This is a genomic window from Paenibacillus sp. PK3_47, assembly GCF_023520895.1.
Classification (GTDB): Bacteria; Bacillota; Bacilli; order Paenibacillales; family Paenibacillaceae; genus Paenibacillus_AQ.
This window is the reverse complement of the sequence record NZ_CP026029.1, coordinates 2998933-3023745: the sequence shown is the minus strand read 5'-3', so window position 1 is coordinate 3023745 and position 24813 is coordinate 2998933. Positions and strand designations below refer to the sequence as shown.

General features: G+C 53.7%; 19 protein-coding genes. 7 read left to right on the top strand and 12 right to left on the bottom strand.

Going from position 1 to position 24813, the window contains the following annotated elements; translation table 11 throughout:
* Nucleotides 1-86 precede the first annotated feature (86 nt).
* The gene (locus C2I18_RS13425) at nucleotides 87-5927 is read right to left on the bottom strand and encodes an S-layer homology domain-containing protein (protein ID WP_249901643.1); all 5841 of its coding nucleotides are present in this window, start codon (nucleotides 5925-5927) and stop codon (nucleotides 87-89) included.
* 250 nt (nucleotides 5928-6177) lie between these two features.
* Between C2I18_RS13425 and C2I18_RS13420 the strand changes: the two genes are divergently transcribed.
* Nucleotides 6178-6567 (top strand): hypothetical protein, encoded by a 390-nt coding sequence (locus C2I18_RS13420; RefSeq protein WP_249901642.1) that lies wholly within the window; start codon nucleotides 6178-6180, stop codon nucleotides 6565-6567.
* Between the two features lie 75 nt (nucleotides 6568-6642).
* Here C2I18_RS13420 and C2I18_RS13415 read toward each other — a convergent pair whose 3' ends face one another.
* Nucleotides 6643-7689, bottom strand: a complete 1047-nt coding sequence (locus tag C2I18_RS13415; protein WP_249901641.1) for an AI-2E family transporter — start codon at nucleotides 7687-7689, stop codon at nucleotides 6643-6645.
* A 204-nt stretch (nucleotides 7690-7893) separates the two neighbouring features.
* Here C2I18_RS13415 and C2I18_RS13410 point away from each other — a divergent pair, with 204 nt between their 5' ends.
* Nucleotides 7894-8733 (top strand): SDR family oxidoreductase, encoded by an 840-nt coding sequence (locus C2I18_RS13410; RefSeq protein WP_249901640.1) that lies wholly within the window; start codon nucleotides 7894-7896, stop codon nucleotides 8731-8733.
* 133 nt (nucleotides 8734-8866) lie between these two features.
* Here the strand turns inward: C2I18_RS13410 and C2I18_RS13405 are convergent, their stop codons facing one another.
* Nucleotides 8867-9313 (bottom strand): hypothetical protein, encoded by a 447-nt coding sequence (locus tag C2I18_RS13405; RefSeq protein ID WP_249901639.1) that lies wholly within the window; start codon nucleotides 9311-9313, stop codon nucleotides 8867-8869.
* 209 nt (nucleotides 9314-9522) lie between these two features.
* On the opposite strand from C2I18_RS13405, the gene C2I18_RS13400 reads away from it, so the two are divergent.
* Nucleotides 9523-11169 carry a glycosyltransferase gene (locus C2I18_RS13400; protein ID WP_249901638.1) on the top strand — a complete coding sequence of 549 codons (1647 nt, stop codon included), beginning with the start codon at nucleotides 9523-9525 and terminating at the stop codon, nucleotides 11167-11169.
* 635 nt (nucleotides 11170-11804) lie between these two features.
* Here C2I18_RS13400 and clpB read toward each other — a convergent pair.
* The 4 genes from clpB to C2I18_RS13380 all read right to left on the bottom strand — a co-directional run bounded on the left by clpB (nucleotide 11805) and on the right by C2I18_RS13380 (nucleotide 16891).
* Nucleotides 11805-14447 (bottom strand): ATP-dependent chaperone ClpB, encoded by a 2643-nt coding sequence (gene clpB, locus C2I18_RS13395; protein WP_249901637.1) that lies wholly within the window; start codon nucleotides 14445-14447, stop codon nucleotides 11805-11807.
* 47 nt (nucleotides 14448-14494) lie between these two features.
* Nucleotides 14495-15466, bottom strand: coding sequence for a DnaJ C-terminal domain-containing protein (locus tag C2I18_RS13390; RefSeq protein WP_249901636.1), 972 nt, complete (start codon nucleotides 15464-15466; stop codon nucleotides 14495-14497).
* A 207-nt stretch (nucleotides 15467-15673) separates the two neighbouring features.
* Nucleotides 15674-16138, bottom strand: a complete 465-nt coding sequence (locus C2I18_RS13385) for an Hsp20/alpha crystallin family protein (RefSeq protein WP_249901635.1) — start codon at nucleotides 16136-16138, stop codon at nucleotides 15674-15676.
* A 198-nt stretch (nucleotides 16139-16336) separates the two neighbouring features.
* Complete coding sequence (locus C2I18_RS13380) at nucleotides 16337-16891, bottom strand: GNAT family N-acetyltransferase (protein ID WP_249901634.1); 555 nt, start codon at nucleotides 16889-16891, stop codon at nucleotides 16337-16339.
* 103 nt (nucleotides 16892-16994) lie between these two features.
* Here C2I18_RS13380 and pdxR point away from each other — a divergent pair, with 103 nt between their 5' ends.
* Nucleotides 16995-18404, top strand: a complete 1410-nt coding sequence (pdxR, locus tag C2I18_RS13375) for a MocR-like pyridoxine biosynthesis transcription factor PdxR (RefSeq protein ID WP_249901633.1) — start codon at nucleotides 16995-16997, stop codon at nucleotides 18402-18404.
* A gap of 5 nt (nucleotides 18405-18409) precedes the next feature.
* Here pdxR and C2I18_RS13370 read toward each other — a convergent pair whose 3' ends face one another.
* On the bottom strand, nucleotides 18410-19369 hold the full coding sequence (locus C2I18_RS13370; RefSeq protein WP_249901632.1) for a helix-turn-helix transcriptional regulator: 960 nt from the start codon (nucleotides 19367-19369) through the stop codon (nucleotides 18410-18412).
* A 114-nt stretch (nucleotides 19370-19483) separates the two neighbouring features.
* On the opposite strand from C2I18_RS13370, the gene C2I18_RS13365 reads away from it, so the two are divergent.
* Nucleotides 19484-19909 carry a VOC family protein gene (locus C2I18_RS13365; protein WP_249901631.1) on the top strand — a complete coding sequence of 142 codons (426 nt, stop codon included), beginning with the start codon at nucleotides 19484-19486 and terminating at the stop codon, nucleotides 19907-19909.
* A 138-nt stretch (nucleotides 19910-20047) separates the two neighbouring features.
* Here the strand turns inward: C2I18_RS13365 and C2I18_RS13360 are convergent, their stop codons facing one another.
* Nucleotides 20048-20944 carry an alpha/beta fold hydrolase gene (locus C2I18_RS13360; RefSeq protein ID WP_249901630.1) on the bottom strand — a complete coding sequence of 299 codons (897 nt, stop codon included), beginning with the start codon at nucleotides 20942-20944 and terminating at the stop codon, nucleotides 20048-20050.
* Nucleotides 20945-21267: 323 nt separating this feature from the next.
* On the opposite strand from C2I18_RS13360, the gene C2I18_RS13355 reads away from it, so the two are divergent.
* Nucleotides 21268-21861, top strand: a complete 594-nt coding sequence (locus tag C2I18_RS13355) for an RNA polymerase sigma factor (RefSeq protein WP_249901629.1) — start codon at nucleotides 21268-21270, stop codon at nucleotides 21859-21861.
* A complete protein-coding gene (locus C2I18_RS13350; RefSeq protein ID WP_249901628.1) occupies nucleotides 21818-22762 on the top strand; it encodes a hypothetical protein in 945 nt (314 codons plus the stop codon). Before C2I18_RS13355 ends, C2I18_RS13350 begins: the two co-directional genes overlap by 44 nt.
* Nucleotides 22763-22791: 29 nt before the next feature.
* Here C2I18_RS13350 and C2I18_RS13345 read toward each other — a convergent pair whose 3' ends face one another.
* From C2I18_RS13345 to C2I18_RS13335, 3 genes are read right to left on the bottom strand one after another with little or no spacing between them, the layout of a single operon-like run.
* On the bottom strand, nucleotides 22792-23691 hold the full coding sequence (locus C2I18_RS13345) for a DNA-3-methyladenine glycosylase family protein (protein ID WP_249901627.1): 900 nt from the start codon (nucleotides 23689-23691) through the stop codon (nucleotides 22792-22794).
* Nucleotides 23672-24223, bottom strand: a complete 552-nt coding sequence (locus tag C2I18_RS13340; protein ID WP_249901626.1) for a methylated-DNA--[protein]-cysteine S-methyltransferase — start codon at nucleotides 24221-24223, stop codon at nucleotides 23672-23674. The genes C2I18_RS13345 and C2I18_RS13340 overlap by 20 nt, the downstream gene beginning before the upstream one ends.
* A complete protein-coding gene (locus tag C2I18_RS13335) occupies nucleotides 24216-24791 on the bottom strand; it encodes an Ada metal-binding domain-containing protein (RefSeq protein WP_249901625.1) in 576 nt (191 codons plus the stop codon). The genes C2I18_RS13340 and C2I18_RS13335 overlap by 8 nt, the downstream gene beginning before the upstream one ends.
* Nucleotides 24792-24813 lie beyond the last annotated feature (22 nt).

The window sequence follows — 24813 nt, the reverse complement described above, 5'->3', positions numbered from 1 at the left end:
GTTTGGCCGCCAGACCAAAATATCCTGTGGCTGCAGACAGCAAAAAGCAGGCCAGAGCCGTCTCTGCCTGCTTTTGCTTTCCGGATTTAGTTATTCAGCAATCCGTAGATCAGCTTTGCTGTTTCCGCCCGGGTCACTTTACCGCGGGGATCAAAGCTGTTGCCGCCTTTTCCGCTGATCAATCCCATAGACTGCAGGTCATTAACCGCCTGCTTCGCCCATGGAGAAATGCTGGCCATATCTGTGAAATTCACGGCCGCGTCAGAGGACACGGGCTGCAGCTTATTGTTGTATTGCAGCATTCTGCTTAGAACAAGCGCTGCTTCTTCACGCGTAATTGTGTCTGCAGGACGGAACCTGCCGCCATTGCCTTCCATGAACCCAAGCTCTGCTGCCTTCTCCAGCGCTGAAGTATAGTAAGCCCCAGCCGGTACATCCGCAAAAGAACTTGTCTGCGCAGTTCCTGTTAGCCCCAAAGCGCGAATCGCCAGTACGGCGAAATCTGCCCGGGTCACACTGGCCTGCGGCTGGTAGCGGCTCTCGTCCACACCTGTAATAATATGCTTGGCCGCGAGCTTGGTGATGAACGGTTCTGCCCAGCTTCCCTTCACATCACTGAACGACTTGCGGTATTCCATCACTGCAAACGTCGAGAAGTGATCCGTCGTAAAGCTCACGGTGTTATTATCGAACTTTCCGCCCATATACTGCAGGCTGTTACCGTCCACATAATAAACACCGGCATAATCTGTGTCCAGTGCAGCAAGCTGCTCCTCAGTCAGCTTCAAGGTAACCGTTACGCCGCCCTTCAGCTGATGAACTGCAGTTTCAGTGCCGCCAACAGATGTTCTGAACTCCAGTGTGATGGCAGCTTTTGGCCCGCTGATACCGGCGAGACTTCTGCTGCTGTTCTGAATCGTCTGCTGCAGCGCTTTTGTCAGAGCTGTATCAAGGCTTAGCAGCAGCTGTCCGCTGCCCGCAGGTATTTCCGGCATGGAGGCTGCCGGAAGCGTCAGCTCCATGCCCGAGGCGCGGATCGTCAGCGCCTTGTTGCTCTCTACAGCCTGCTTCACCCCTGCTGCGTCCAATGCAAGCTGGACAGGCTCCTGTGCATTACTTTCCCCGTCTACAATAATCGTGACAGCGCCGTTTTCCGAACCCTGTATCATGGCCTGGAATGCTGCCAGATCAGCGGTATATTTGCCGTCACTGCCCTTGCCCAGCTGAATGCTGCCTTTAACAGCTGCCGGACTGGCGGTTGGAGCCGGTGTAGCTGTTGCCGCCGGCACTCCTCCCGATCCTCCAGCCGGAGATGTCGGAGCCGGTGTGGCTTCCGGACTCGGCGCCGGCGTTACTTCCGCTTTTCCGGTATAGAATCCCCAGATGTCGGACAGCACGCTGCCTGTGCTGCCGTCCTCTACCTTGGTATACCACTGGTAGTAGCTGTCCGGCTGCAGATTATTCCAGACTGCCGATACTTCGCTGCCGCTTTCCACAGCGGTTTTCACGGCAATCTCCTGATCACTGTATACTTTCACACCGATGTAATCTGTCGCTACACGTTTGGTTACCGGCTGCAGGTTCAAATCGAGCGTGAACTCGTCTTTGCCGGGATGTTCATTTTGATCATAAAAATTGTAATCATCAAGATATGGAGAATATGTCTTTACATGAAGCTGATTGCTGGCCGTATCAAACTGCAGCAGCCGGATGTAACCCAGGCCGCCCTCCTCAGCTCCCTGGTAATCTGCCAGCATCTGATACACATTGCGGTCAGGTACGCCGTCACCGTCGTCATCCAGCGGGTCCACCTTAAGCTCTGCATCATGATAATGCCCGGACAGCGCAGCAATTACGTTCTTGTTCGGCTTAACCACTTTCTCAAAGATTTCATCGGCAATCGGTGCACGGTTGTTCGACACCAGCAGGTATTCATGAAGAGCCAGAATGGCTTTGCGCTCTGGATAACGGGCTACCACCTCATTCATCCAATCAATCTCCTTGTCAGCCAGTCCCCAGCCCATATAAACGATGATAAAGTCATTGCCGTTCGCTGATACCAGATCATAGTGCCCCCGGTTGTTCTCATAAGAGCCGCCGAAGGTAGGCAGGTTCTTGAATCTCCAGTCGCCAAAATACTCCCAGAATTTCGCATAATCCCCGGTCTGATGGCCCACATCATGATTGCCGGCAAGAACGCCGTAAGGAATACCCGCATCCTCCAGCACCTTCATATTCCGGTCGGCTTCCTTCCACTGATATTCCTGGTAGGACTTATCAACGACATCGCCGGTATGAATGACATATTTCAGATTCAGGCTGTCCTTATTGTCCGCAATCCACTTCACATTCTTCTGATAAATATGCGGATAGCTCTGCGAATAATATTGGGTGTCCGACATCCACACAAAGGAGAAATCGTAAGTGTCCCCTGTAACTGTGGCTGGAACCTCAGGTGCAGGTACAGCTGCTGCGATCTCATCCTGCACCATCACTGAGATTCTGCCGTCAGCCTCATAAGCTCCGGCTGTCACGGTTGCTTTCAGCTGGAAGTCCTCCTCCCCGGCGATCCGGTGATCCAGCAGTACCCAGTTCCCGCCTTTAGGACTCCACGCATAGAGGCTTACCTTACGGCCCGGGAGAGAACCGCCCTGCCACTCCACATCCACACGGTCGGTTTTTTTAACGGACTCATCCAGATCAATTTCATAACGCTGATACGGGAACTGTTCTACAGCATCGTTAATCAGATAATCGCCGTCCACCGCGCTCACCTTGCTGTATTCTTCACTGCTAAGCGCTTCTTCTCCCGCAGGAACCGGCTGTTTCGGCGGCTCTGTATCAGAAGCATTCTTGAAGCCGGAGAAGTCTTGCTCCGGATGGTTACCGTCATACTTGAAACCTTGATAGTAAGTTACATTCAGCTTATCGCCTGTAGGGTCCTCTACCCTCACTGTAAGGTTCGGGTTCACGCCTGTACCGCCCGTCCCCTCGCCTGGTGCCACAAGCTGCGGTGCCAGCGGATTTTCTTCCGGCACATTGAAGGTAATCACCTTCTCAGCCTTGTTGCCCGCCTTGTCAGCCGCTGTTATCGACAAACGGTGGTCTCCGCCGGATAATTCACCGGATGAGGTGGCATAAGGCAGTTCAATTGCCGCTCCATCAAGCTTCACCTCAACCTGATCGACACCGGCATACACATCCTGAATGTCTGCATCAATCTCGAAGCTGCCGCGGTAGCTCTGCCCCTCTTCCACTGTCGTCTTAATTGTCGGTGGCGTGTTGTCTACCGTTACCTCTGACTCCACTGTCTCATTGCCGAGGTTCAGGGACAGGGTATGGGGACCGTCCGGCACCCCGGTGGTGTTCCATTCATAGGCTTTGGAGCGGAGCAGCTCCTGGCTCAGATCAAACTGGAAGCCGATGGAAGGAAATCTACCAGGGGTGTCGCCCATCTTGATTTCTTTATCACGCTCGCTGTAGGCCGGATCCCAGATCTCCGTCCCGTCCGCCTGGAGCAGGCGGATATTCTTCACCTCAAAATCATCCTTGTTCTCTTCCGGGCGCGGATCAAACGGAGAAGACTTCGAGCCTGCACGGATGTAGATCACGTTGTCCTTTCCAGCCTTAAGCGCCGAAGCCGCAATTGGGAACGTCAGCGTCGTATAAGAGGTAATCGGGTCCATAAAGGTATACAGAATACTCTCATCACCCAGCTCTTCGGGGCCCATGGTAATGCCGTTTTTGAAATAGTAATTGACATTCTTGGCGTCAAAAACAAAATAGGCATCATTCTCAAGCGTGTTATAGGTCAAGTTGTCCTCTGTTTTTTTGCTGTCAATGCTTAAGCTAAGTTCGTCAGCGGCTGCCGTAGCCGAGGTTCCTTTTACAGTAACCGTACCTTGCAGCAGCGCACCTTCCTTGATATTGAGGCGAAGCGGTGACCGGTCCGGACCGCCGGTAACCTTCACCTTGGTTACAGGAGACTGAACCTCATAGGTTCCATCTGTAGCCACAAAATAATAAGAGATTTCCTGCCTGCCGATCAGATCCGCTGAAGGCAGCTTGAAATGGTACAGGCTGTCATTGTAATCCTGGGCCAGATTATGGCTGACATATTCCGGATGCTTGTCCGAAGCCACTCTGACCTCGAGGGATGTAATCCCCCTATTATCATCAGCAAAAGCCTTCAAATCCAGGCTTTCCGACTGCGCAATTTCAGTAACTGCGGTCAGGTCAGTGACTACAGGCTCCTCAGTGTCCGGTACAACTTGAACAGGCGTAGCCGGAACCTGCTGCACATCTGCAATTCCCGGGGATGGAAGCGCTGATCCTGAGCTGATCTTCAGCATTTTGCCTGCCCCGTTCACCGGATACTTGTACTGAAGCGCTCTGTTTTCCTTGGTTTCATCGCCCTTGGACCCGCCATTGTAGAGAGTATCGGCATCATAATAGGCGGAGGAAATTTCTTTTTCCGTATTGCTCTTGATGACAACCGCGCGCCGTCCGGAATTGGCCATACCGTCGCTTTTGATCAGGAACAGATTCGTGCCTTCGACCAGGCTGGTATTAAAAGCCTGGTTAAAATCATCGGCGGTATATGCCGCATTCGCACTGTTAATGACCCAGAACACAACCGACTGCTGCGCCGGGATGACAATGCTCTCCCGGGTTGAAGGCCACTTCACATCAGCCTCAGGACCCTTATCAGGGTAGCGGTAGTAGATCTTATAGTTCTTGAAATCAACCGGCTGGTCGGTGTTGTTATAGATTTCGATAAATTCAAAAGCGTCCGTATTCGTGCCCGCGACATTCGCCGAGTTCGGCAGCAGTTCTGTCACCAGCAGCGGAGGCACTGCCTGAGAATCGAATTCCGGTAAATTCACATGAACCGAATAGGTTTCGGTAACATTCTTCACCCGGATGCTGTAGTTCAGCTCCGGCTCTTCAAGGGCAGCAGCCGGAATAACTGCACTGTACTCCCCTGCGCTTGTCCGCGTCATGGTAATTACGGTATCCCGCAGCTGTGAAGGTGAGCGGTACAGCAGTTCTACAGCCGGCAGCACTCCTCCCTCGGTTTGCAGATTGGCAACCGAGGCATTGACGGCGAGATCTGCAGGGTCAACTGCTGCTTGCGGGGTATGTATGATTGCCGGTTCTTCTGCTGCCGGTCCCGGGGCGGTAATCTGTCCCGGCATTACCGATCCCGGCGTGGCCGGGATCGTGCCGGATTCAGGCATCAGCGTCATGGCCGTACCGCCGGAAGCCGGATACTGGTACACAATTCCGTTATTCTCTTTAACATGCTCCTTGGCATAGGAAACGGAAATAATCAGTGCATCTCCGTCCTTGCTCTTGATCTGCAGATTGCGCGGCGAACCGTTAGCCATTCCTCCTCCGCCGTTAATCCGGAACAGGTTAACCCCTTCCTCCAGCGGAACCTGAAGATTGAAGTTGGCATTGAACTGCGCCGCCGTTGCCTCCTGATTGGAACCGTTCATAATCCAGAATACAATGCTTCCGCGGGCCGGAATGACAGCATCCTCTGCATAGGTCCAGTTATTCACATCGTTATAAAAGAAATAGTAGTCTTTGAAATTAACAGGCTCGTCCGTGTTATTGTAGACTTCAACAAATTCATAACCGTCGGCACTGTTCAAATTTTTGGTATCCGGAACAAGCTCTGTAATCAGCAGTGACCCTGGTTTGGCCGGCGCCGCGTATACAGCAGCTGTTACGGATTCTTTGCCCGGTTCCGCCAGCGGTTGGGCTCCTTCTGTCAGTAAGGTGAGAAGCTCTGATGACGTTTGAGGGGTCTGCTCCGGCAGTTCCTCGGCATAGCCGACAGGCGCTGCACCGCCTAGCAGCATGCTGCCTGCAACCAGTCCCGATAACAGCCGTTTACTATTCTGTGCTGAAATTCTCAACTTGTGTACACTCCCCGTATCTGTAATTTGAAGTAACTTGCATAAATATGCAAAATCACGGCCAATTCCAAAAGTATACGGCGGTTATATTAACGCGCTGTCAAAGCTGTGTAAATCTTTAGACTATCTTAAAGTTAATTTAAGGTTGCTATCAGGTACCTCCTTTACAATGAACTTAAGCTAGTGTCCACACTTCAATAACGACCTTGATTTAATAGCGGAATACTGGAATTGGAAGGAGCAATAAATAATGAACATCAGACGAGTAATGATTGTCGGAACTATGATTGTGGCCATGTCCTTTGGAGGAACTGCCTGGGGCAAGCCTGCCGTGACCGCGAGTCCGGTCGCCAAATGGTCTACCAGCGGGGTGGCCGAGAAGGATGAGCTGCTTACTGCACTGGGCCAGACTTCTGATCAGGAATTGTACGAAGCATTGTATAACGGTAAATCCCTTAAGAATATTGCCGGTGAAAAAGGCGGGGACATTGATAGCGTGATTAATCTCCAGGTTGCCCAGCTGACAGCACAGCTTGAGGCCAGATTGGCCAGCGGCAGCATTTCAGCCCGGCAGTATACGGCTTACAAGGCTGAATTAACGGAGGTCGTAACCCGGAGTGCCCAGACCTCCTTCGGTTAAAATGCTACATAACAAATTTCATAGATACGGCAAAAAAACCCGCCGGCACTTCAACAGAAGCGCTGGCGGGTTGATTTATTTGTGGATAAGCTGCTGTTCCTCACTGGCCGGGGTATTCGGGGTGTCCCGGGTAATCTCCAGAATATCCAGGAAGAAGACAAAGATCGGAATGCCGAGAATGAGTCCCCATACTCCTATATAATGCTCGGAGAACAGCAGCACGATAAAGGTGTAGAACATCGGGAGATTCATTTTGGAGGACATCAGCTTCGGATTAAGGAAATATCCCTCCATGAAATGCAGGACGGCGATCATTACCAGTACATAAATGGTCATTGTAAGTCCGCCGATGTTGTAACCGATAATGCATAGCGGGATCAGCGAGATGACGAAGCCGACCACCGGAATCAGGCTGAGCATAAAGATCATAATCGACAGGGCGAAGAGATAAGGGAAACCCAGAATCCAAAGTCCGATAACCGTAAAGCATGTATTGAACAAGGCGATCAGAATCTGCGCCTCAATGACTTTACCGAAGGAGGAGATGAATTTTTGGCCGAAATACTCCAGCTCCACATAGAACCAGGAAATCTTGCTGTTGCGCATACGGGTAGTAAAGCTGACAATCCGGTTCTTTTCGAGAATAAAGACAAAGCTCAGGATGGTAGCTAATACGAAGGTCGTTCCCCAGTTGCTGATTTTCAGCACATAATCAATACCGCTTTTCATATAAGACTGGTAATTCAAATCCTTGAGCATGCTGAACAAATATTGTGTGATCTGGTTCTGGGGGATGTCAGCAGGGGTCAAATTCGAAAGAAACGTGGTTAACTGCTTGATCTGCTCGAAGACCTTGGGCAGGTATTTGACCAGTGAAACTACAATTAGCGCAATTAGCGCCAGATACAAAATGACAATAATCACTTTGCTGTTCACCTTGACGTAACGGCTGATCCGCTTGCTCAGCAGTACCTGAAAGCTGTTCATGACATAAGCGATCAGAAACGTCAGAAGCACTAAATTAAGCATATCCCTGATGCTGTAGAGCAGCAGGCCGATCAACACCAGAATCATAAACCGCCGGATGGTTAAATTTGCGTAATAACGCTTGAATACTTCCATTGTTCCTCTCCATTCGCTTGCGACTAAACCTCAAATATAGTCTACCGTAATAAATTCAATTATAGCAATAAAGAACGTCCTAAAACCGCGGAAAACAAAATATAATGTCAACTTCTCCTGTAACAACCGGCCTCTATGTTATAATGTGTCAAAAAAACGTTTAAAATTAAATAAATATTTCTGACTATTGGAGGTGCTATCTTTATGGGCAAAATCATATGTATCACCGGCGCTTCATCGGGTATCGGCCTGGCAACCGCTTTGCGGTTCGCCCGGGAAGGATGGACCGTCTATGCCGGAACACGCCATCCGGAACGCGATCAGTCCTTGTACAAAGATGAAAAAAACCTGCAGTTCGTGGAGTTGGAGGTTACGGAGCCCGAAAGCATGGAACAGTTAATGCGTCAGATCAGCCGTGAGCACGGCAAGCTGGACGTATTGTTCTGCAACGCCGGGTTCGGTTACATACGGGCACTTGGCCAGGCACCTTTTAGTGACATACATCGGGTCTTTGATACCAATGTGTACGGAGTGATGCATACCATCAGAGCCGCACTGCCTCTGCTGACCAAGAGCCGCGGCGGGCATATTATAGCAACCTCAAGTGTTGGCGGTCTTGTGGGACAGCCGATGAATGAGATCTACTGTGCCAGCAAGTTCGCTGTGGAAGGGCTGCTGGAAAGCCTGGCGACCTATTACAAGCCGCGCTTTAATATCGATGTTACGCTGCTGGAACCAGGTGCCGTTGCCACAGAGTTTAACAAAACGGTACTCGATCATATAGCTGATACCGGCGGCATACTGGAGGATGAATACAAGCCTGTTGCCGATGCCTATACTGCAGCATTTCTGCAGCGGAATGCGGAGCCGCAGACTGCAGCCTCGGTTGCCGGTGTGATGTGGGAGCTGGTGCATATGGAGACCAAGCCGCTGCGGATCCGCACTTCAGAGCGGGCGGAGGCATTCGCAGCCGGCAAGGTCAGCAATGACCCGACCGGCTTGGACGGAGTGCTGAGGACCCGCAAGGTTATGCTTAATATGTAGTTTGTTATACAAGCTGCATATATATCTATTGTATGATTCCAATCCCCCCATGCATGCAAAAAAGATTGCTCCGGCATCCCAGGCCCGGGGCAATCTTTCTGTGCGCTGTAAAATACATAAAATGAGTTCACGGTTACCGCTGGACAGGCTCAATCCGGTATTGTGCCGGGCCCCGGTCTTCAGAGACTACAGGTACAATATGCCAGCCAAAGGACAGTACTTCTTCCAGCCGTTCCTTCTCGGCATCCGTAAGTGCCACCTCTACGGCTTCCTTTCCTGCCTCCAGCTCAAGCTGGCCCTCTATGCCGAGTGCAACAACAATCCAGCTGCGGATGCCGCGCAGCGTATTATATTTAATCTGGTAGCCAGACGTTACGGCCTGCCGGTATTCCTCCGGCTGGGCTTTGGCCGTGGCCTGCAGCTGCTGATAATCAAATTGAAATACGCTTTCGTCGGCCGGCAGCTCAGCTGCCCCGGTGATGTCCAGCAGCTGCTCATCAGACCAGCCCCGGCTCCGCAGGGATTCCAGCAGCAGGGCATCCCATTGCGATAGTTTGACCTTGTTCAATACTTCTGTCATTGTGAGACCCCCTATACATGTTGATGCACCCCTAAAGTGTACACCAGTACCTCCACCTATAACAAATCCTTTATTCATGCTATTTTTTTAAAAATCAGGGTTAGTCCAGTACCTCTCTAAATATATTGAATACATATAATTTATATCATTTATTTGTCAATTCAAGGGGATGGTCTATACATGATGACTCTGTACGGGAGTGGCGGGGAATGAGCGGAACCGTGACACGTGTACTGCTTGGCAGCCCGGTTCATCAAAAGCCGCCGGTGCTGCGCCAGTTCCTGCATTCGCTGAAGCGCCTGAACTGTAGCGGCTTTGAGCTGGATTACTATTTCATTGATGATAATGACCAGGAAGAGTCAAGCCTGCTGCTGCAGGAATTTGCCCGGAACAGGAAGGAAGTGTTCCTCCAGACTTCGGGCTTTCACGATACCTATGTCCGCAATGACACCACCCATTACTGGAACTCCGCCCTGGTCTGGAAGGTCGCCGGATTCAAAAATCTGATGATCCGCCGGGCAGAAACCTTCGGTTACGACTATCTCTTCCTCGTCGACTCCGACCTGGTCCTTCACCCGGATACTGCTCTGCATCTGATTGGAACGCGGAAAGATATTATTTCTGAAATCTTCTGGACACAGTGGCAGCCGGATACCCTTCACCAGCCGCAGGTATGGATGCATGACGAGTACAACCAGTGGGATGCTGTACCGGGCGAAAAGCTTGGCCAGGAGGAAATCAACCGCAGATTCCATGAATTTCTGTACAGGCTGCAGCAGCCGGGAATTTACGAAGTCGGGGGTCTCGGCGCCTGCACGTTAATCAGCCGCAGGGCCATTGAAGCCGGGGTGAGCTATGACGCGATCAAGAACGTGTCTTTTTGGGGAGAAGACCGCCATTTCTGCATCCGGGCCGCAGCCTTGGGCATTCCGCTGTATGTGGATACCCATTATCCTGCGCTGCATCTTTACAGGGACAGTGATCTCAGCAAGGTGGATGAATATCTCCGTATGACGGCTACGGCTGTGGAAAATGGGGAAGAATTGGCTGCGGCAGATGCCGGGGAACGTACTGCGGCGGATGGCCAGGAGCCGGCTGGCGCTGAAGCTGCTCCGGCACCACAAGTTACTGCAGGGAGTATAGTGCAAGTGGGTCCCAAGCGGCCCAAGCTGACCTTGACGATGGTCGTCAAAAATGAAGGCAGCCGCTTTCTGCGCCAGGTGCTGCGCGAGCACCGTAAATATATCGACGAAGCTGTAATTATTGACGATTGCAGCACGGATAACACGGCAGATATCTGCCGGGAGGAGCTTCAGGGGATACCTCTGGTACTCGTGCACAATACGGTTTCCAAGTTCAGCAATGAATCCGAGCTGCGTAAGCAGCAGTGGGCAGAAGTAGTAAAGAGCAAGCCCGAATGGATTCTGAGCCTGGATGCGGATGAGCTTTTTGAGGCCCGGTTCGCGGAAGATATCCATTCACTGCTGCAGGACGGCAGCTGTGATTTATTCTGCTTCCGCCTCTATGATTTTTGGGATGAGCAGCACTACCGGGAGGATGTGTACTGGCGCTCGCACCAGAGCTACCGTCCGTTTCTGCTGCGTTACCGGGAGGATTTCCAATATGCATGGAATGAGCTTCCCCAGCACTGCGGACGCCTTCCGGAGAATATCTTCGAGCTCCCCCACCAGCTCAGCAATCTGCGGCTGAAGCATCTGGGCTGGTCACGTGCCGATCTGCGGCTGGATAAATATATGCGTTACATGCAGCTTGACCCTGACGGCCAGTACGGCTGGAAAGAACAGTATCAATCCATCCTGGATCAGCATCCGAGGCTGGTGCCTTGGGTGGAGTGAGCGGAGATAGCTGGAGTTTTCACGTAAGGAGCGGGGATTTGGCGCAGATCAGGGGGAGTTTCCAGGCTGTTGAGAAAGTCTCGACAGCCTGTTATGTGATTTTGATTTCATACGACACCGCGTTAACTACTGCCGACTTCAACCTGTCGCCTCACGCATATTAAAACGTATTGGTTACTTGGCAATGCTATTGCTAACGGACACCAGATCCGTTATTTTACGCTGGAGGTGTGTTTTGAAATGCTAACGGACCCTAGATCCGTTATTTCATCCGAAAGGGCGTTGTTTATCCACCATTTTGGCGAAATAAGGGAACTACGGTCTGTTAGCAGTGGAAACGGGGCGATTTCCGGCAAATAGCGGACGCTGTGTCCGTTAGCGTGAGAAAGTGGACGAGACATATAATGTAGCCTGAAAAGGACGGGGCATATAATGCATGCAGCGTCCTTTAGCCTGGAGGGACGCGCCGGGCAGCCTTATGCGTCCGCCCAGTCCCTGAACCGGTGCAATTTGGCCGATGTGGCTTGGCCGGTGCTGCTTGCAACCCAAAAAGCGTCCGGCCTTAACGGCTTCGGACGCTTTTGGATACTTCAACTACAGAGCTGTCAGTAAATTGTGAGCCCCCTGCCCCGCTGTTACACGGTTCCTGACAGTGCAGCAGCTTGCGGCGCAGCGATGGACACCTTCAGCTCGCCCCCGGCTTCGTCAACCTCCAGCACGGAGCCTTCCACCGCTTCCCCGGCAATCAGTGCCCGGGCAACAGGGGTCTCCAGGCTGCGCTGGATGAACCGCTTCAGCGGTCTGGCACCGTATACAGGGTCGAAGCCTTCCTTGCCGATGAACCGGACCGCAGCTTCGCTGAGGGTAAGGCCGACACCGCGCTGGGCCAGGCGCTGGCGCAGGCCGTCGGCCAGCTTCACGACAATCCGGCTGATCTCGTCCAGCGTCAGCGGCTTGAACATCACAATATCATCGACCCGGTTGAGGAACTCCGGCCGGAAGTGCCCGCGCAGCTCCTGCATGACGCGGTCCTTGACGGCCTTCGTAAGCTCACCGTTGTCATCCGTGCCTTGAATCAGATGCGGCGAGCCGATGTTCGAGGTCATGATAATGATCGTGTTCTTGAAGTCGACGATCCGGCCCTGGGAATCGGTCAGCCGCCCGTCATCAAGCAGCTGCAGCAGGATGTTGAAGACATCCGGATGCGCCTTTTCCACTTCGTCCAGCAGCACGACCGTATACGGCTGGCGGCGGACCGCTTCAGTGAGCTGGCCGCCCTCCTCATAGCCGACATAGCCCGGAGGCGCACCGACCAGGCGGGATACACTGTGCTTCTCCATGTACTCCGACATGTCGATGCGGATCATACCGTCCTCGCGGTCGAACAGCGAGACGGCCAGCGCCTTGGCCAGCTCGGTTTTGCCGACACCGGTCGGTCCGAGGAACAGGAACGAGCCGATCGGCCGGTTCGGATCCTTGATGCCCGCCCGCGCCCGCAGCACAGCGTCGGCGACCAGGGATACAGCCTCCTCCTGCCCGACTACCCGCTCATGCAGCGTCTCCTCCAGCCGCAGCAGCTTGTCGCGTTCGCCCTCCACCAGTCTGCTTACAGGGACTCCTGTCCAGCGGGACACAATATCGGCGATCTCTTCTTCTGTTACCGCCTCGCGCAGCAGCCGCGTGTCCTGGTCCTGCAGTGCGGCTTCCTCCGCCGCCTTCAGCTGCCGCTCCAGATCGGGGATAATGCCGTAGCTGAGCTCGGCTGACTTGTTAAGATCGTATTCTTCCTGTGCGTCCACCAGGTCCTTGCGGGCCTGCTCCAGCCGCTTCTTCAGCTCGCGGATACCTTGAATGGCCGACTTTTCCTTCTCCCAGCGGGCGGTCATGCCCAGATGCTTCTCCTTGAGGTCGGCTAACTCGCGCTGCAAAGATTCCAGGCGGCGCTTGCTGGCCTCATCGGTTTCTTTTTTCAGGGCAGCCTCTTCAATCTCCATCTGCATCAGCCGGCGGGTCACCTCATCCATTTCCCCCGGCATGGAATCAATCTCCGTGCGGATCATCGCGCAGGCTTCATCGACCAAGTCGATGGCCTTATCGGGCAGGAAACGGTCCGTAATATACCGGTTGGACAGTACTCCTGCGGCGACCAGTGCGCTGTCATGGATTTTCACCCCGTGGTGCACCTCAAAACGTTCTTTGAGTCCGCGCAGAATCGAAATCGTATCCTCCACATCCGGCTCGCTGACCAGCACCTGCTGGAAGCGGCGCTCCAGTGCGGGGTCCTTCTCAATGTATTTGCGGTACTCATCCAGTGTTGTCGCCCCGATACAATGCAGCTCGCCGCGGGCCAGCATCGGCTTAAGCATATTCCCGGCGTCCATGGCACCCTCTGTCTTGCCCGCTCCCACAATGGTATGCAGCTCATCGATGAACAGAATAATCCGGCCGTCGCTCTCACTGACTTCCTTCAGCACAGCCTGCAGCCGCTCCTCGAACTCCCCGCGGTATTTTGCCCCGGCCACCAGCGCGCTCATATCCAGCGAGAAAATTGTTTTGTCCTTCAGCCCCTCCGGCACGTCCTTGCGGACAATCCGGTGGGCCAGGCCTTCCACAATTGCTGTCTTCCCGACGCCGGGCTCTCCGATCAGTACCGGGTTGTTTTTCGTTTTGCGGGAGAGGATGCGGATGACCCGGCGAATCTCCCCGTCACGGCCGATCACGGGGTCAATCTTGCCCGCCCGTACCTCAGCCACCAGATCGCGCCCGTATTTCTCCAGCACTTCATACGTGGCTTCCGGCTCACGGCTCGTCACCCGCTGATGTCCGCGGATGTCTGCGAGTACCGCCAGCAGCTTCTCGCGGGTCACGCCCCTGCTGGTAAAGATGCCGCGCAGCTCCCGGTTTGCGCTGCCAGAGTCCGAAACCATGGCGAGCACGGCATGCTCCACGGCAACAAATTCATCCTGCATCATTGCGGCTTCCTGCTCGGCCTGCTCCAGCACGGCCATCAGCGAAGCGGAAGCATACCGCCGCATGGTTCCCGCACCCGAGCCGCTGACGCCCGGCTTCCGCTGCAGCAGCTCCTCCGTATCCTGCAGCAGTCCGGCTGCAGGAATATTCATCTTCTGCAGCAGGCGCGGCAGAAGACCCTCCTGCTGCTGAAGCAGCGCCTTCAGCAGATGAAGATGGTCAATCTCCTGATGCCCGGCTGACGCGGCCAGCGACTGTGCCGCAGCGACCGCCTCCTGCAGTTTTTGTGTTAGCTTATTAAAGTCCATACTTCCCATCACCCTTCCGTTATTATGTGATGCTTCTATATTAAGAATTACCCGGTCCGCGTAGCCCGCTGTCTGTCTGCAGTTCCTTGGCGCCTGGCACCGGCCTTATAGCCGGATGCTTCAGCCAGCTGACGATACAGCCGCTTCTCGGCTTCTGTAGTTTCTGAAGGAATAATGATCTCCACCCTGAACAGGATGTCCCCATATCCGCCCGCCGGGGTCTTCAGCCCTTTACCGGGCAGGCGGAGCGTCTGCCCTCCGGCCATTCCTGCCGGAATTTTCAGCTTCACGCTGCTGCCGTCCGGCAGCGGCACCCTGGCCTCTCCGCCGAGGACGGCCTGCCAAGGGGCAATCTCCACTGTGCCGTACAGATCTCCTCCATCGGGCTCATAAATGTCATGCGGCAGGAGGTGCAGCTCAATCAGCACATCGCCGCCCGGATCTGCACCGGCTCCGCCTGCGGACACGCGGACTACCGTTCCTTCTGCAGCCTTGGCCGGAATACTGACCATTACATCTCTTCCAGCCAGCTGTACTCTCACATTCCCGCCTTTATACGCCTGCTCCAGTGTAATTTCAAGCTGGGCCTGCATCATGCTGTGACCGCCGCCGGCGCTGCCCCCGGAGAAGAAATCAAATCCCGGACGCCCGCCAGCCCCCCGGCCCCCGAAGAACATGCCGAAGATATCCTCCTCGGGAAGTCCGGAGCCTTCGAAGGAGAAGCCGCCGCTGCTAAAGCCTGCCCCAAAAGGAGCACGCCCCTCACGATATGCACCAGCCCGCCCCGGACCGGCCCCGCCGGATCCGTAACGGAGCTCTTCATCATACGCTTTACGCCTTTCCTCGCTGCCCAATATCTCATAGGCTTCTGCAGCTTCCTTGAATCTCGCTTCCGCCTCGGGCGCCTTGTTTACATCAGGATGCCACTTTTTGGCGAGCTGCTGATAGGCTTTTTTGATCTCCTGCCTGGAGGCCTGCCTGCTCACACCGAGCGCTTCATAATAGGTTTTGGCCGCCAAAGGTATCCTCCTCCTTTTCAGGGCTTATCTCGGCAAAAGACGCACCATAGCGTAAATCCCCACTACAATGCGCCTTTATGATAGTGCTATGTGAAAAGCCCGCTTATCCGCTGCCGAATCTTCAAGATTAATGAAGGCGGGCGGTCCGGGCCGCCCGGGCCTCTGCTCCCTTTTTCAGCCGCGGTTTACGGGCTTGGAACGCTCCCATCAGTTATTTCCCTGCTCAGAGCCGCCGTCCTGAATTTCGATGCGTCTGCCCTGCGGCTTCTGCCGTTTAGGGACTTCCAGGGAGAGCAGGCCGTCCTTCAGCGAAGCGCGGATGCCATCCTCGGCGATATCCTGCACATAGAACCGGCGCACATATTCCCCGTACCGGCGTTCCCGGCGTACCACCTGATGCTCTTCGTTCTCCTCGCTGCTGTTCTCGCTGCGCACCGCTTTGATCGTCAAATAAGGGCTGGCATAATCAATGTCAATTTCTTCTTTTTTGAAGCCCGGCAGTTCCGCCTCGATCAGATAAGCCTGTTCGTTCTCGCGGATATCAGTCCGGAAGGACAAGGTTGTGCTTTTCATCGGGGCAAAGAAATCGTCGCTGAATACATCATTCAAAGACTTCGCCAGCATTCCAAAAGCATCCTCTCTGCGTTTTCCAAAAGGGACCAAATCAAACATGTTCCATTCTCCTCTCATTTTGACTTTTGTTTGCGGTCAATTTGACTTTGACTTTATTTGACCTTATGGCTTTATTATAGATTCCTTCCTGCCGGATGACAAAACCGGTATAAGCCGAAAAACCGGGAAAATCCGGCATTTCGGCTTAATTTTATTACAAATTTTAGTGTTTATCATTTATTTGACCTATTTTGACCTTTATGCAAAATAACGCGCTCTGTACTCATTCTCCAGCATGCTCATCATAATCACATCATGGTACGCATGGTCATAAAACAGCGCCTGCCGCCGTACACCCTCACGGGTAAAGCCGATGCTCTCATAGACATGCATAGCCCGCTTATTATATGAAAACACCTCCAGTTCGATACGGTGCAGATTCAAAATCCCGAACCCGTAATCAAGCATCAGCAACAGCGCTTCCCTGCCGTAGCCTTGTCCCTGGTGCCGGCTGTCGCCGATGGCAATCCGGATATTCGCCGTGCGGTTGTTCCGGTCCATGTCCTGGATCGCAATATCACCGATTGCCTCATCATTCTCCCGGAGCGCAATCAGCAGCAGCACACTGCTGTCATCATCCGCCTTGCGGTCAATGTACCGGACAATCCCCTCCTTGGTAATATGCTTCTGCGTTCCGGTCAGCCGGCGGGTCTCCGCATCATAGAACATATGGTAATACAGTTCGGCGTCTTCTCCGTTAAGCGGGCGCAGATACACCTTGTCCCCTGTCAATAATCCTGAATAGCTGCTCATCTTTCCATCTCCTGTCGTTTTCTATAGCTCTATGCTATGGCAAAACTGTATACTTTAAAATATACAAAAACGTTTATTTCCAAAGGACAGATTGGAGGCGCTTATGCTGCTTGTGCCCGGCCTTAATGAACACAGTGACACTCCATATTACATCCAGCTCTATGATTATTTTGCAAAAGAAATCAGCAGCGGCTCGCTGCCGGCAGGCACCCGCCTGCCTTCCATCCGCACACTGGCCTCACAAGCCGGAATCAGTACCACCCCTGTCGAGCTGGCATATCAGCAGCTGCTGGCGGAGGGCTTCATTGCAAGCAGGCCGCGCAGCGGCTGCTATGTACAGCCCATGCATATGTTCAGCGGCAACAAGCCGCCAGAGCTGCCGGCGCCGGCTGCGCCCAGGATTACCCCGCGTGATTCCACAGAATATGCCTATGACTTTCATATCTCTAAAAATGACTTTTCCCTGTTTCCGCACAAAATGTGGCGCAGCCTCTATCAGGAGCAGCTCAGCAATCCGGATCTGCTGCAGTACGGCGATCCGCAGGGTGAGCCTGCACTGCGCGCCAGCATCGCCGCCTATCTCCGGCAGTTCCGCGGGCTGCGCTGTACTGCAGAGCAGATCGTGGTCGGCGGAGACCAGTATACGCTGTGCTCAATTCTGTGCCTGATGCTGCAGGGCAGAAGGAGCCGTCTGGCTATAGAAGATCCGGGGTACCATCTCGTACCTGCAGCCTTCAGGCGCAGCGGGTATGAAATCCTTCCTGTTCCGCTGCAGGAGGACGGGCTGGATGCAGAGAAGCTGCGCCAGAGCGGGGCAGACCTGGTCTACATCTCCAGCTCCCACCAGTTCCCGCGGGGGATCACGATGCCAATATCCAAACGGCATGCCCTGCTGGACTGGGCCCGTTCTACGCACAGCTACATTATCGAAGATGATTACGACGGTGAATTCCGCTATCACGGACGCCCGATTCCTGCGCTGCAGGGGCTGCTGGAGAACAGCCCGGTCATCTATATGTGCAGCTTTGCCCAGTCGCTTGCGCCTGCACTTTGTATTCATTACATGGTGCTGCCGCAGGAGCTGCTGCCGCTGTATCACAGCCTGGCCCGGGAGCTGTACCTGGAGCACTCTGCCTCCCGGCTCAACCAGATTGCGCTGCATTATTTTCTGGAACGGGGGCATTTCGGGAAGCATTTGCGGAAAATGCGGCTGCTCTATCAGCGCAAGCATGACCTTCTTCTGCGTGCCATTCAGCAGCATTTCGGGGACCAGGCAGTCATCAGCGGCAGGGATGCCGGCTTTCATATCCTGCTGAAGCTGCGGAGCGGCGGCAGTGCAAGAGCGCTTGCGGCGTCCGCAGCAGCGGAAGGCATAAGAGTCACTCCGATGTCCTATACCTGGTGGGAGCATCCCGGGAATGACGAACCCGAATTCATTCTCGGCTTCGCCGGCATTCCCGAGGATGCAATTGAAGAGGGAATCCGCCGCTTGGCGGAGGTCTGGGGAATGTAGGAGATTTACTTATATTTGTTCAGGATTTCAGCCAGCCTCTTCTTCAGCTCTCCGATCAGCCCGGGCGGCTCCTGCACGGTGGCGCCTGTTCCGAGTCCAAGGATGAATCCGGCAAAAAACCGCAGGTCCTTTTCCGGCACATGACCTTCAAGCCGGCCCGAACCGTCCGTAAAGGTCTGCAGCAGTCCCGCAGCCCACAGTTCCCCTTCGCAGGCCTGAACGGCCTCCGGCTCCAAATCCACACAAATACGGATTTGTTCTGCTTCTTCCGGCTGTTTAATACCGCTGTATTCGTCCTTATTCCCCAGGTGGACATGTCTCAGATCGTGCGGCTTAAGCCCGGAAGGATCGTACCCGGCTGAATAGATCCGGTCACAGCGGAATACGCGGATGTCCTTCCGTTCATAGCAGTACGCCGGACAATACCACAGGCCGTTACTGGCATAAATGCCGATTGGCTGAATGTGCCGCTGTGACCTGTGTCCGCTCGATTCATAGTCAATAAGCAGCACTTTTTGCCCTGCAGCCGCCTCCAGCAGAATGGACAGATACGGAAACTCCGCCTGTCTTGCAGGGATCACAAAATCAATCCGGTGCTTCATTTCATCCATCCGGTCGCGGACATCTCCGGGCATGTAATGATAGAATTTGTGCAGCGCGGACTGCGATTCCGCTTTGAAGGGCAGATATTTATAGTGTCGCAGGGCATGGCTGGCAAAAAAAATCGCCACCGCTTCTTCCTCCGTAAAAGCAATCGGCGGCAGGACTCTTTCGTTCAGCACCTGATATCCGCCATGCGGCCCCACCTCGGAGTACAGCGGCACACCAAGCTCGCTAAGCTCCTGTAGATCCCGGAGAATCGTCCGTGAGGAGACGCCAAACTCCTGTGCCAGCTCCTTGACGGTGAATTTACGCTTACGGTTAACGGTCATCATCAGATCCAGCAGACGTTTTGATTTTGACATGAAATTACTCCATTAAAATTATTATTAGTGACAAGAGTTGTCACTATTATAATCTACACTTACGTTAAAGCCCAGCAGCACCGGGCGCTTTAATCACAAGGAGTGGATCAGATCATGAACATCCAATTAAATCCGTTTATTCTGCTTGAGGGCACAGCAAAGGAAGCAGTCGCTTTTTACCAGGAGAGTTTGGGGGCCCAGCTGCTCTTTATGCAGACTGTTGGTGAAGGCCCGCAGAACCCGGATGCTCCGCTGTCCGAGGAAGAGAAGGCAAAGATTGCCCATTCTGTACTGAAGGTGGGGGATGCTGCTATTTTTGTAGCGGATCTGGACAAGGGTCAGGCGCTGCGCCGGGGCAACGGGATCAACATTTGCCTGACAGTGGAGGATGCCGGAGATGCCCGGCAGCTGTATAATGCCCTGAGAGAGGGCGGCGAGGTAGTGGCGGAGCTGGGTCCGGCCTATTTCAGTCCTGCCTACGGTATGGTGACCGACAAGTTCGGAGTAGATTTTCAGATATTTACGAAAAGACCGCGCTAAAATACATTATCTATCCTGAAATAACAGTGTCCGCAGTGAGGACATTGTTATAGAAGCCTCGAAATTTCATCGTCTAAAGTGCCGCGAAAGGAGCGGCATGAATGTCTGCTGTGGGGACAACCGGAAGACGGTGTTTCATTATGAAACGCCGTCTTTTTGCGCCCGGGCTGCTTGCAGGAATGCATCTATATCCTCAGCCATTTTCTGAAAATGCGTCCAATGCAGATAATGATGGCCTTTTAACGGAATGAGCTGATGGCTCTGCACATGCTGGAGCTGTTCATCGTAGAAGGTAATGTTGGTCCTGCCGTCTGTGCTGGCTTTATCCCTTTCTGCAGCAAATATCATCACAGGCAAACCGGACGGAAAAGCCATATCCTTGGTGGCCTCAATGTTATTCCGGAGTTCTCCCGCTTCATTTACCACGCTTTTGTTGTAGGCCTTCCAGGCGGTGATCATTTTGGTCAGCTTCAGGTTCTCGTCAGAATACGTACCCTTATCGGCGGCCGGCAGAAGATCTGACGGAATGATATACGCTGCAAGCCTTGCTGCACCGCTGGGTGCGATCCAGCTCATATACTTTGGCATCTGCGGAACGGTTTCCCCGAAATACTCCACTGCCTGCGGCAGGGTGATGTCAATCCCGATAACGGCCTGGATTTCGTCAGGATATTTATTGGCGTAATACAGGCTGTAAATGCCGGAAGCTGAATGGGGCAGCAGCGTGTACGGGCCTGGAATGTCCGCTTGCTGCAGCGCGCTTCTGAGCTCCTCCACGATATGATCCACCGTCCGCTCTTCATCCGTCAGATCACTCCAGCCGTACCCGAAGGGTTCCACGACCACTACCTTATTATGTACAGCCAGCCTGTCTGCCAAAGGTTCAAAATCGAGCACGGGCGCCGCCGTCCCCAATCCGGGTAACATCACGATGGTATTGCCCTCTGTCCCTTTGGTGTAGATATGCATTTTCTTGCCTTTCACTTCCACATACCTGCCCCACGCCGGATACTGCCTGTGCTCATACATGGTCATTATACTGTTAAAAGATACGGTTAAAAGTACAACTGCCCCTAATAATACTATGATACTCCTGATGAACCTCTTTACCGGGCCAGGCTTCTTCTTTGTTTTCATTACATGTACAGCCCCCTTCTCTCAACCTTTCCCCATTGTAAAAAGTGCAGGTTAAAATTAGGGGCAGTGCCTGTTTAAATTTCGTTTAAACTTAATAAAGTGCCTGCCGGCGGCAAATCCGGATTCAGCCCGATCTATTACATTCCGATTTCCTTTCAATAAAAAAATGTCACATCCCCGGACGGCCATCCGTTGTACAGATTGAAAGGAGGTGAACAGCCTTGGAGGATGCAGTTCTGCAGAAGACCATTAGCGAGGTGCTGGCTGGTGATATTGATAAGTTCGAAGACATCCTGCTGTTCTATCAGAAACCGATTGTTCTCTACTGCTGCCATATGCTTGGTTCGTATCCGGAAGCAGAGGACAGTGCCCAGGAGGTTTTTCTTAAAGCCTACCGTTCCTTAGCCGCCTATAATCCTGCTGTGCCGTTCGCAGCCTGGATGTACAAGATAGCCTACCATCAGTGTATTGATGTGCTCCGCAGACGGAAGCTGGCGAAAGCTCTGAGCCTTTTCTATCAGGATGAGAAGGAGTACAGGCCGGTCGATCAGCAGATCGAGGCGAAGTACCCTGATGAAAAGGTCCAGCGGGCGATGGCAAAGCTGTCGGCGGAAGAACGGAACCTGCTAATCCTGCGCAGCGTGGAGGAAATGAGCTATCAGGATATCAGCCTGATTCTGCATCAGAGCAGCACCCGTCTGCGGAAAAGGTACGAACGGAGCGCTAAAAAATTCCGGAAATACTATATGGATGCTAAAGGAGAGGATCATTATGCTGCCTTACAAAGAAAAGGAATTGAAAGAAATCCTTCTTAAGAAGGATATTGGAGATGTCGATTTGTCCGGGCGTGTAATGAAACAGCTATATGCGGAACAACAGCAAAAGGAGCGTGTGAATATGCGGTACCGGTACAAGGTTGGAGTTATGGTTATTACGGGAATGCTGCTGACAGCCTCCTCCGGCTTTGCCGCAGTACACTATCAGAGCTTGAGCAACAAGAACGGGGATGTTACTTATCAGGTTAAGCCCGCCGCAGAGTTTCCGGCAATGCAAGAGGAAGAGATACAGCGGCTTGATTTCAGCAGGGAATTAGGGGAAAAGCTGCTGGAAGAAGGTACAGCGGCCATCTTTTATGTTATCCCCCACAATCCTGAGGGTGTGACAGATACCCGGTTGAAGCCGGTAACCTACAGCGACTGGTCTGTACTGCAGTCTAAGCTGTCAGGACAATCCGTGAAGATTGCAGAGCAGCTTGCCGGCGGGTATTCCTTCCACAGCGCATCAGTCCGGTATATGCCGGTTAATCTGGTGAATCCTCCTGCTCCAGAAGAAGCGGCAGCTACAGCGGACAAGCTGCGTAAGCAGACAGAGCAATCCGGCAAGGATTATGCCATGCTTCCGGTGGAGCTGTCAGATCAAATTGATAACCTTACAGCAGCCTACCGGCAGGGAGATAAAGAAATTACTGTACACATATCACGAACCAAAGGACCAGTTACGGCCTATATGGATGAACAGGTTGAATTCACCGCAGAAAAGCTGGTCTTCCAGGGCGTAGAAATGGTCTACACCAAATATAAAGGCGGCAACAGCCTGGCATGGTCAGCCGGGATTCCGGGCCGGCAGGAGAATATCCTGTATGAGATGCACGAGATGAGCGGGCAGTATTTCAGTAAAGAAGAGATGCTCGGGATGGCAGCACCGTTTCTGAAGTAAGCCGGAATAGTGCTGCCGTGGATATACTTTTAATACAAGGCCCGCCACAGATAGAAGGTGGCGTAAGCTTCCCACCCGCGCCAAGGCTCTGCCAGCTCCAGTAGCTCGGCAGCGGTCGGCTTCCGGTCCATGCCGGTCAGGAATTTGACCGCATTCTGCAGCCCGACATCTCCTACCGGGAACGCAGTAGTATCGTCCAGACAGCGCATCCGTACGTATTGTGAGGTCCAGGGGCCGATTCCGCGGATTTGAAGCAGCCGCTGCTCGGCAGCCTCCGGCGAAGGCATGGCCAGCAGCTCTTCGCGGCTGAGATGTCCGCCTGCAATCAGTGCAGCTACTTCCAGCACCGTCCGCGCTTTGCTGCGGGTCAGCTGCAGGGCGCAGAGCTCCTCAAGCTGCACATCCGCGAACGCCTTCGGAGCCGGGAACTCATAGTAGATATGCCCTTCCCACTCCAGCGATTTACCGTAAGCGGCAGTCAGCTGCTTTTTGAGCCTGTAGGCAAACGCCAGATTGACCTGCTGGCCGAGAATGGCCCAGCACAGCGCCTCGAACAGGTCGGGAATACCGACAATCCGCAGGCCGCGGTGAAGCTCTGCCAAGGACTGCAGCAGGTGATCAGCAGCAGCTATCCGGTAAAAGGGGGCGAGATCCCGGTCCAAATCGAACCATTCCCTGATATAGCGGGCCAGCCATGCCGCAGCGTCAGGTCCGGGACGCTCCCCATGCAGCAGTGTTACCCGCAGCTTGTCTCCTGCAGGCACAGTAAGCCGGATTAGGACAGGCCCCTCTTCCAGGCTGAAATAACGTGTGATCCCCTCCTGATCGGTCAGGTAGAGACACTCCAGCGGTGAGCGGTTCAGATATTCCAGGCACACGCCAAAATCAAAATATTCCGGCAGCGGCAGCTCAAAAAGCAAATCGTTCATGTCCCTTATCCCCCACATGAGTAATCCCTTCCAATGACAGCAGCTCCTGCTTCAGCTTGAGTCCGCCGCGGTAGCCCGTCAATGTTCCATTCGTGCCGATGACCCGGTGGCAGGGCAGAATGAGCGGCAGCGGATTTTGCCCGTTCGCCGTCCCTACTGCCCGCATCGCCAGCGGCCTGCCGATTCTCCCGGCAAGCTCGCGGTAAGTAATAACCTCTCCATGCGGAATTGTGGACAGCCCGGTCCAGACCTCACGCTGAAACGGGGTTCCCCAGACATCCAGAGGAATACCCGTAAAGGTAACCCGTGCTCCGGCAAAATAGTTCTCCATTTCCCGGGCAATTCCAATCTGTTCAAACACTTCGGGGGCTTCCTGATAACGGTACAGCGGAGCATAGCTTTTCAGCCAGGATGCCGCCAGCTCCTGTTCCCGCCCAAAGGACAGGCGGATCAGGCCTTTATCTGTAGCCCAGAGTGTCCAGTCCCTGTTCCCCAGGTTCAGGGTATGATGATATATCGTAACTTCACTCATGAGAAGTCCCTCCTTGGGTTTGAATGCGGTATTCTGTGGGCGGGAGGCCGGTTTTGCGCGTAAACCAGGCTGTAAAATGGGACGGCCCGCGGAAGCTTACCGCTTGTCCTACTTCTGCAGCGGTTAACGCTGAATCTGCCAGAAGGGCGCAGGCTTTCTCGATACGCAGCCGGTCCATCTGCTCAGCGGGCGACCGCCCGGTGACCCGCTTGTAGGTGCGCTGCAGATGGAACGGGCTGACCTTCAGCTGTCCGGCAAGGATCTGGAGCGTGAGCTTTTGCCCGAACTGCATCTCCATCAGCCTGTCTGCTTCCGCTGCCAGCACCGCGTCCGGCCGGAGCACACCGCCCGCCTCGGGACGGCACCGTTTGCAGGGCCGGAATCCGGCCTCTGTCGCCTCCTCCAAAGATCCGTAGAATACAACATTACTGGCCTTGGGCGTCCGCGCCCGGCACGACGGGCGGCAGACAATATGTGTCGTCAGCACCGCTGTATAATAGACGCCATCATAGGTCGGCTCCCGCCGCACAACCGATTCATAAATCCGCTCAAATAACGCCTGCTCCATGCCTATCACCTCTTACCGCCAG

Bases quoted from the DNA above. Each gene is read 5' to 3' on its own strand.
- C2I18_RS13385 (WP_249901635.1), bottom strand. From the start codon at position 16,138: ATGTTTGATTTGGTCCCTTTTGGAAAACGCAGAGAGGATGCTTTTGGA.
- C2I18_RS13365 (WP_249901631.1), top strand. From the start codon at position 19,484: ATGAACATCCAATTAAATCCGTTTATTCTGCTTGAGGGCACAGCAAAG.
- C2I18_RS13340 (WP_249901626.1), bottom strand. From the start codon at position 24,223: ATGAGTGAAGTTACGATATATCATCATACCCTGAACCTGGGGAACAGG.
- C2I18_RS13345 (WP_249901627.1), bottom strand. From the start codon at position 23,691: ATGAACGATTTGCTTTTTGAGCTGCCGCTGCCGGAATATTTTGATTTT.
- C2I18_RS13335 (WP_249901625.1), bottom strand. From the start codon at position 24,791: ATGGAGCAGGCGTTATTTGAGCGGATTTATGAATCGGTTGTGCGGCGG.
- C2I18_RS13360 (WP_249901630.1), bottom strand. From the start codon at position 20,944: ATGACCATGTATGAGCACAGGCAGTATCCGGCGTGGGGCAGGTATGTG.
- C2I18_RS13410 (WP_249901640.1), top strand. From the start codon at position 7,894: ATGGGCAAAATCATATGTATCACCGGCGCTTCATCGGGTATCGGCCTG.
- C2I18_RS13380 (WP_249901634.1), bottom strand. From the start codon at position 16,891: ATGAGCAGCTATTCAGGATTATTGACAGGGGACAAGGTGTATCTGCGC.
- C2I18_RS13370 (WP_249901632.1), bottom strand. From the start codon at position 19,369: ATGTCAAAATCAAAACGTCTGCTGGATCTGATGATGACCGTTAACCGT.
- clpB (WP_249901637.1), bottom strand. From the start codon at position 14,447: ATGGACTTTAATAAGCTAACACAAAAACTGCAGGAGGCGGTCGCTGCG.
- C2I18_RS13415 (WP_249901641.1), bottom strand. From the start codon at position 7,689: ATGGAAGTATTCAAGCGTTATTACGCAAATTTAACCATCCGGCGGTTT.
- C2I18_RS13420 (WP_249901642.1), top strand. From the start codon at position 6,178: ATGAACATCAGACGAGTAATGATTGTCGGAACTATGATTGTGGCCATG.
- C2I18_RS13405 (WP_249901639.1), bottom strand. From the start codon at position 9,313: ATGACAGAAGTATTGAACAAGGTCAAACTATCGCAATGGGATGCCCTG.
- C2I18_RS13400 (WP_249901638.1), top strand. From the start codon at position 9,523: ATGAGCGGAACCGTGACACGTGTACTGCTTGGCAGCCCGGTTCATCAA.
- pdxR (WP_249901633.1), top strand. From the start codon at position 16,995: ATGCTGCTTGTGCCCGGCCTTAATGAACACAGTGACACTCCATATTAC.
- C2I18_RS13350 (WP_249901628.1), top strand. From the start codon at position 21,818: ATGCTGCCTTACAAAGAAAAGGAATTGAAAGAAATCCTTCTTAAGAAG.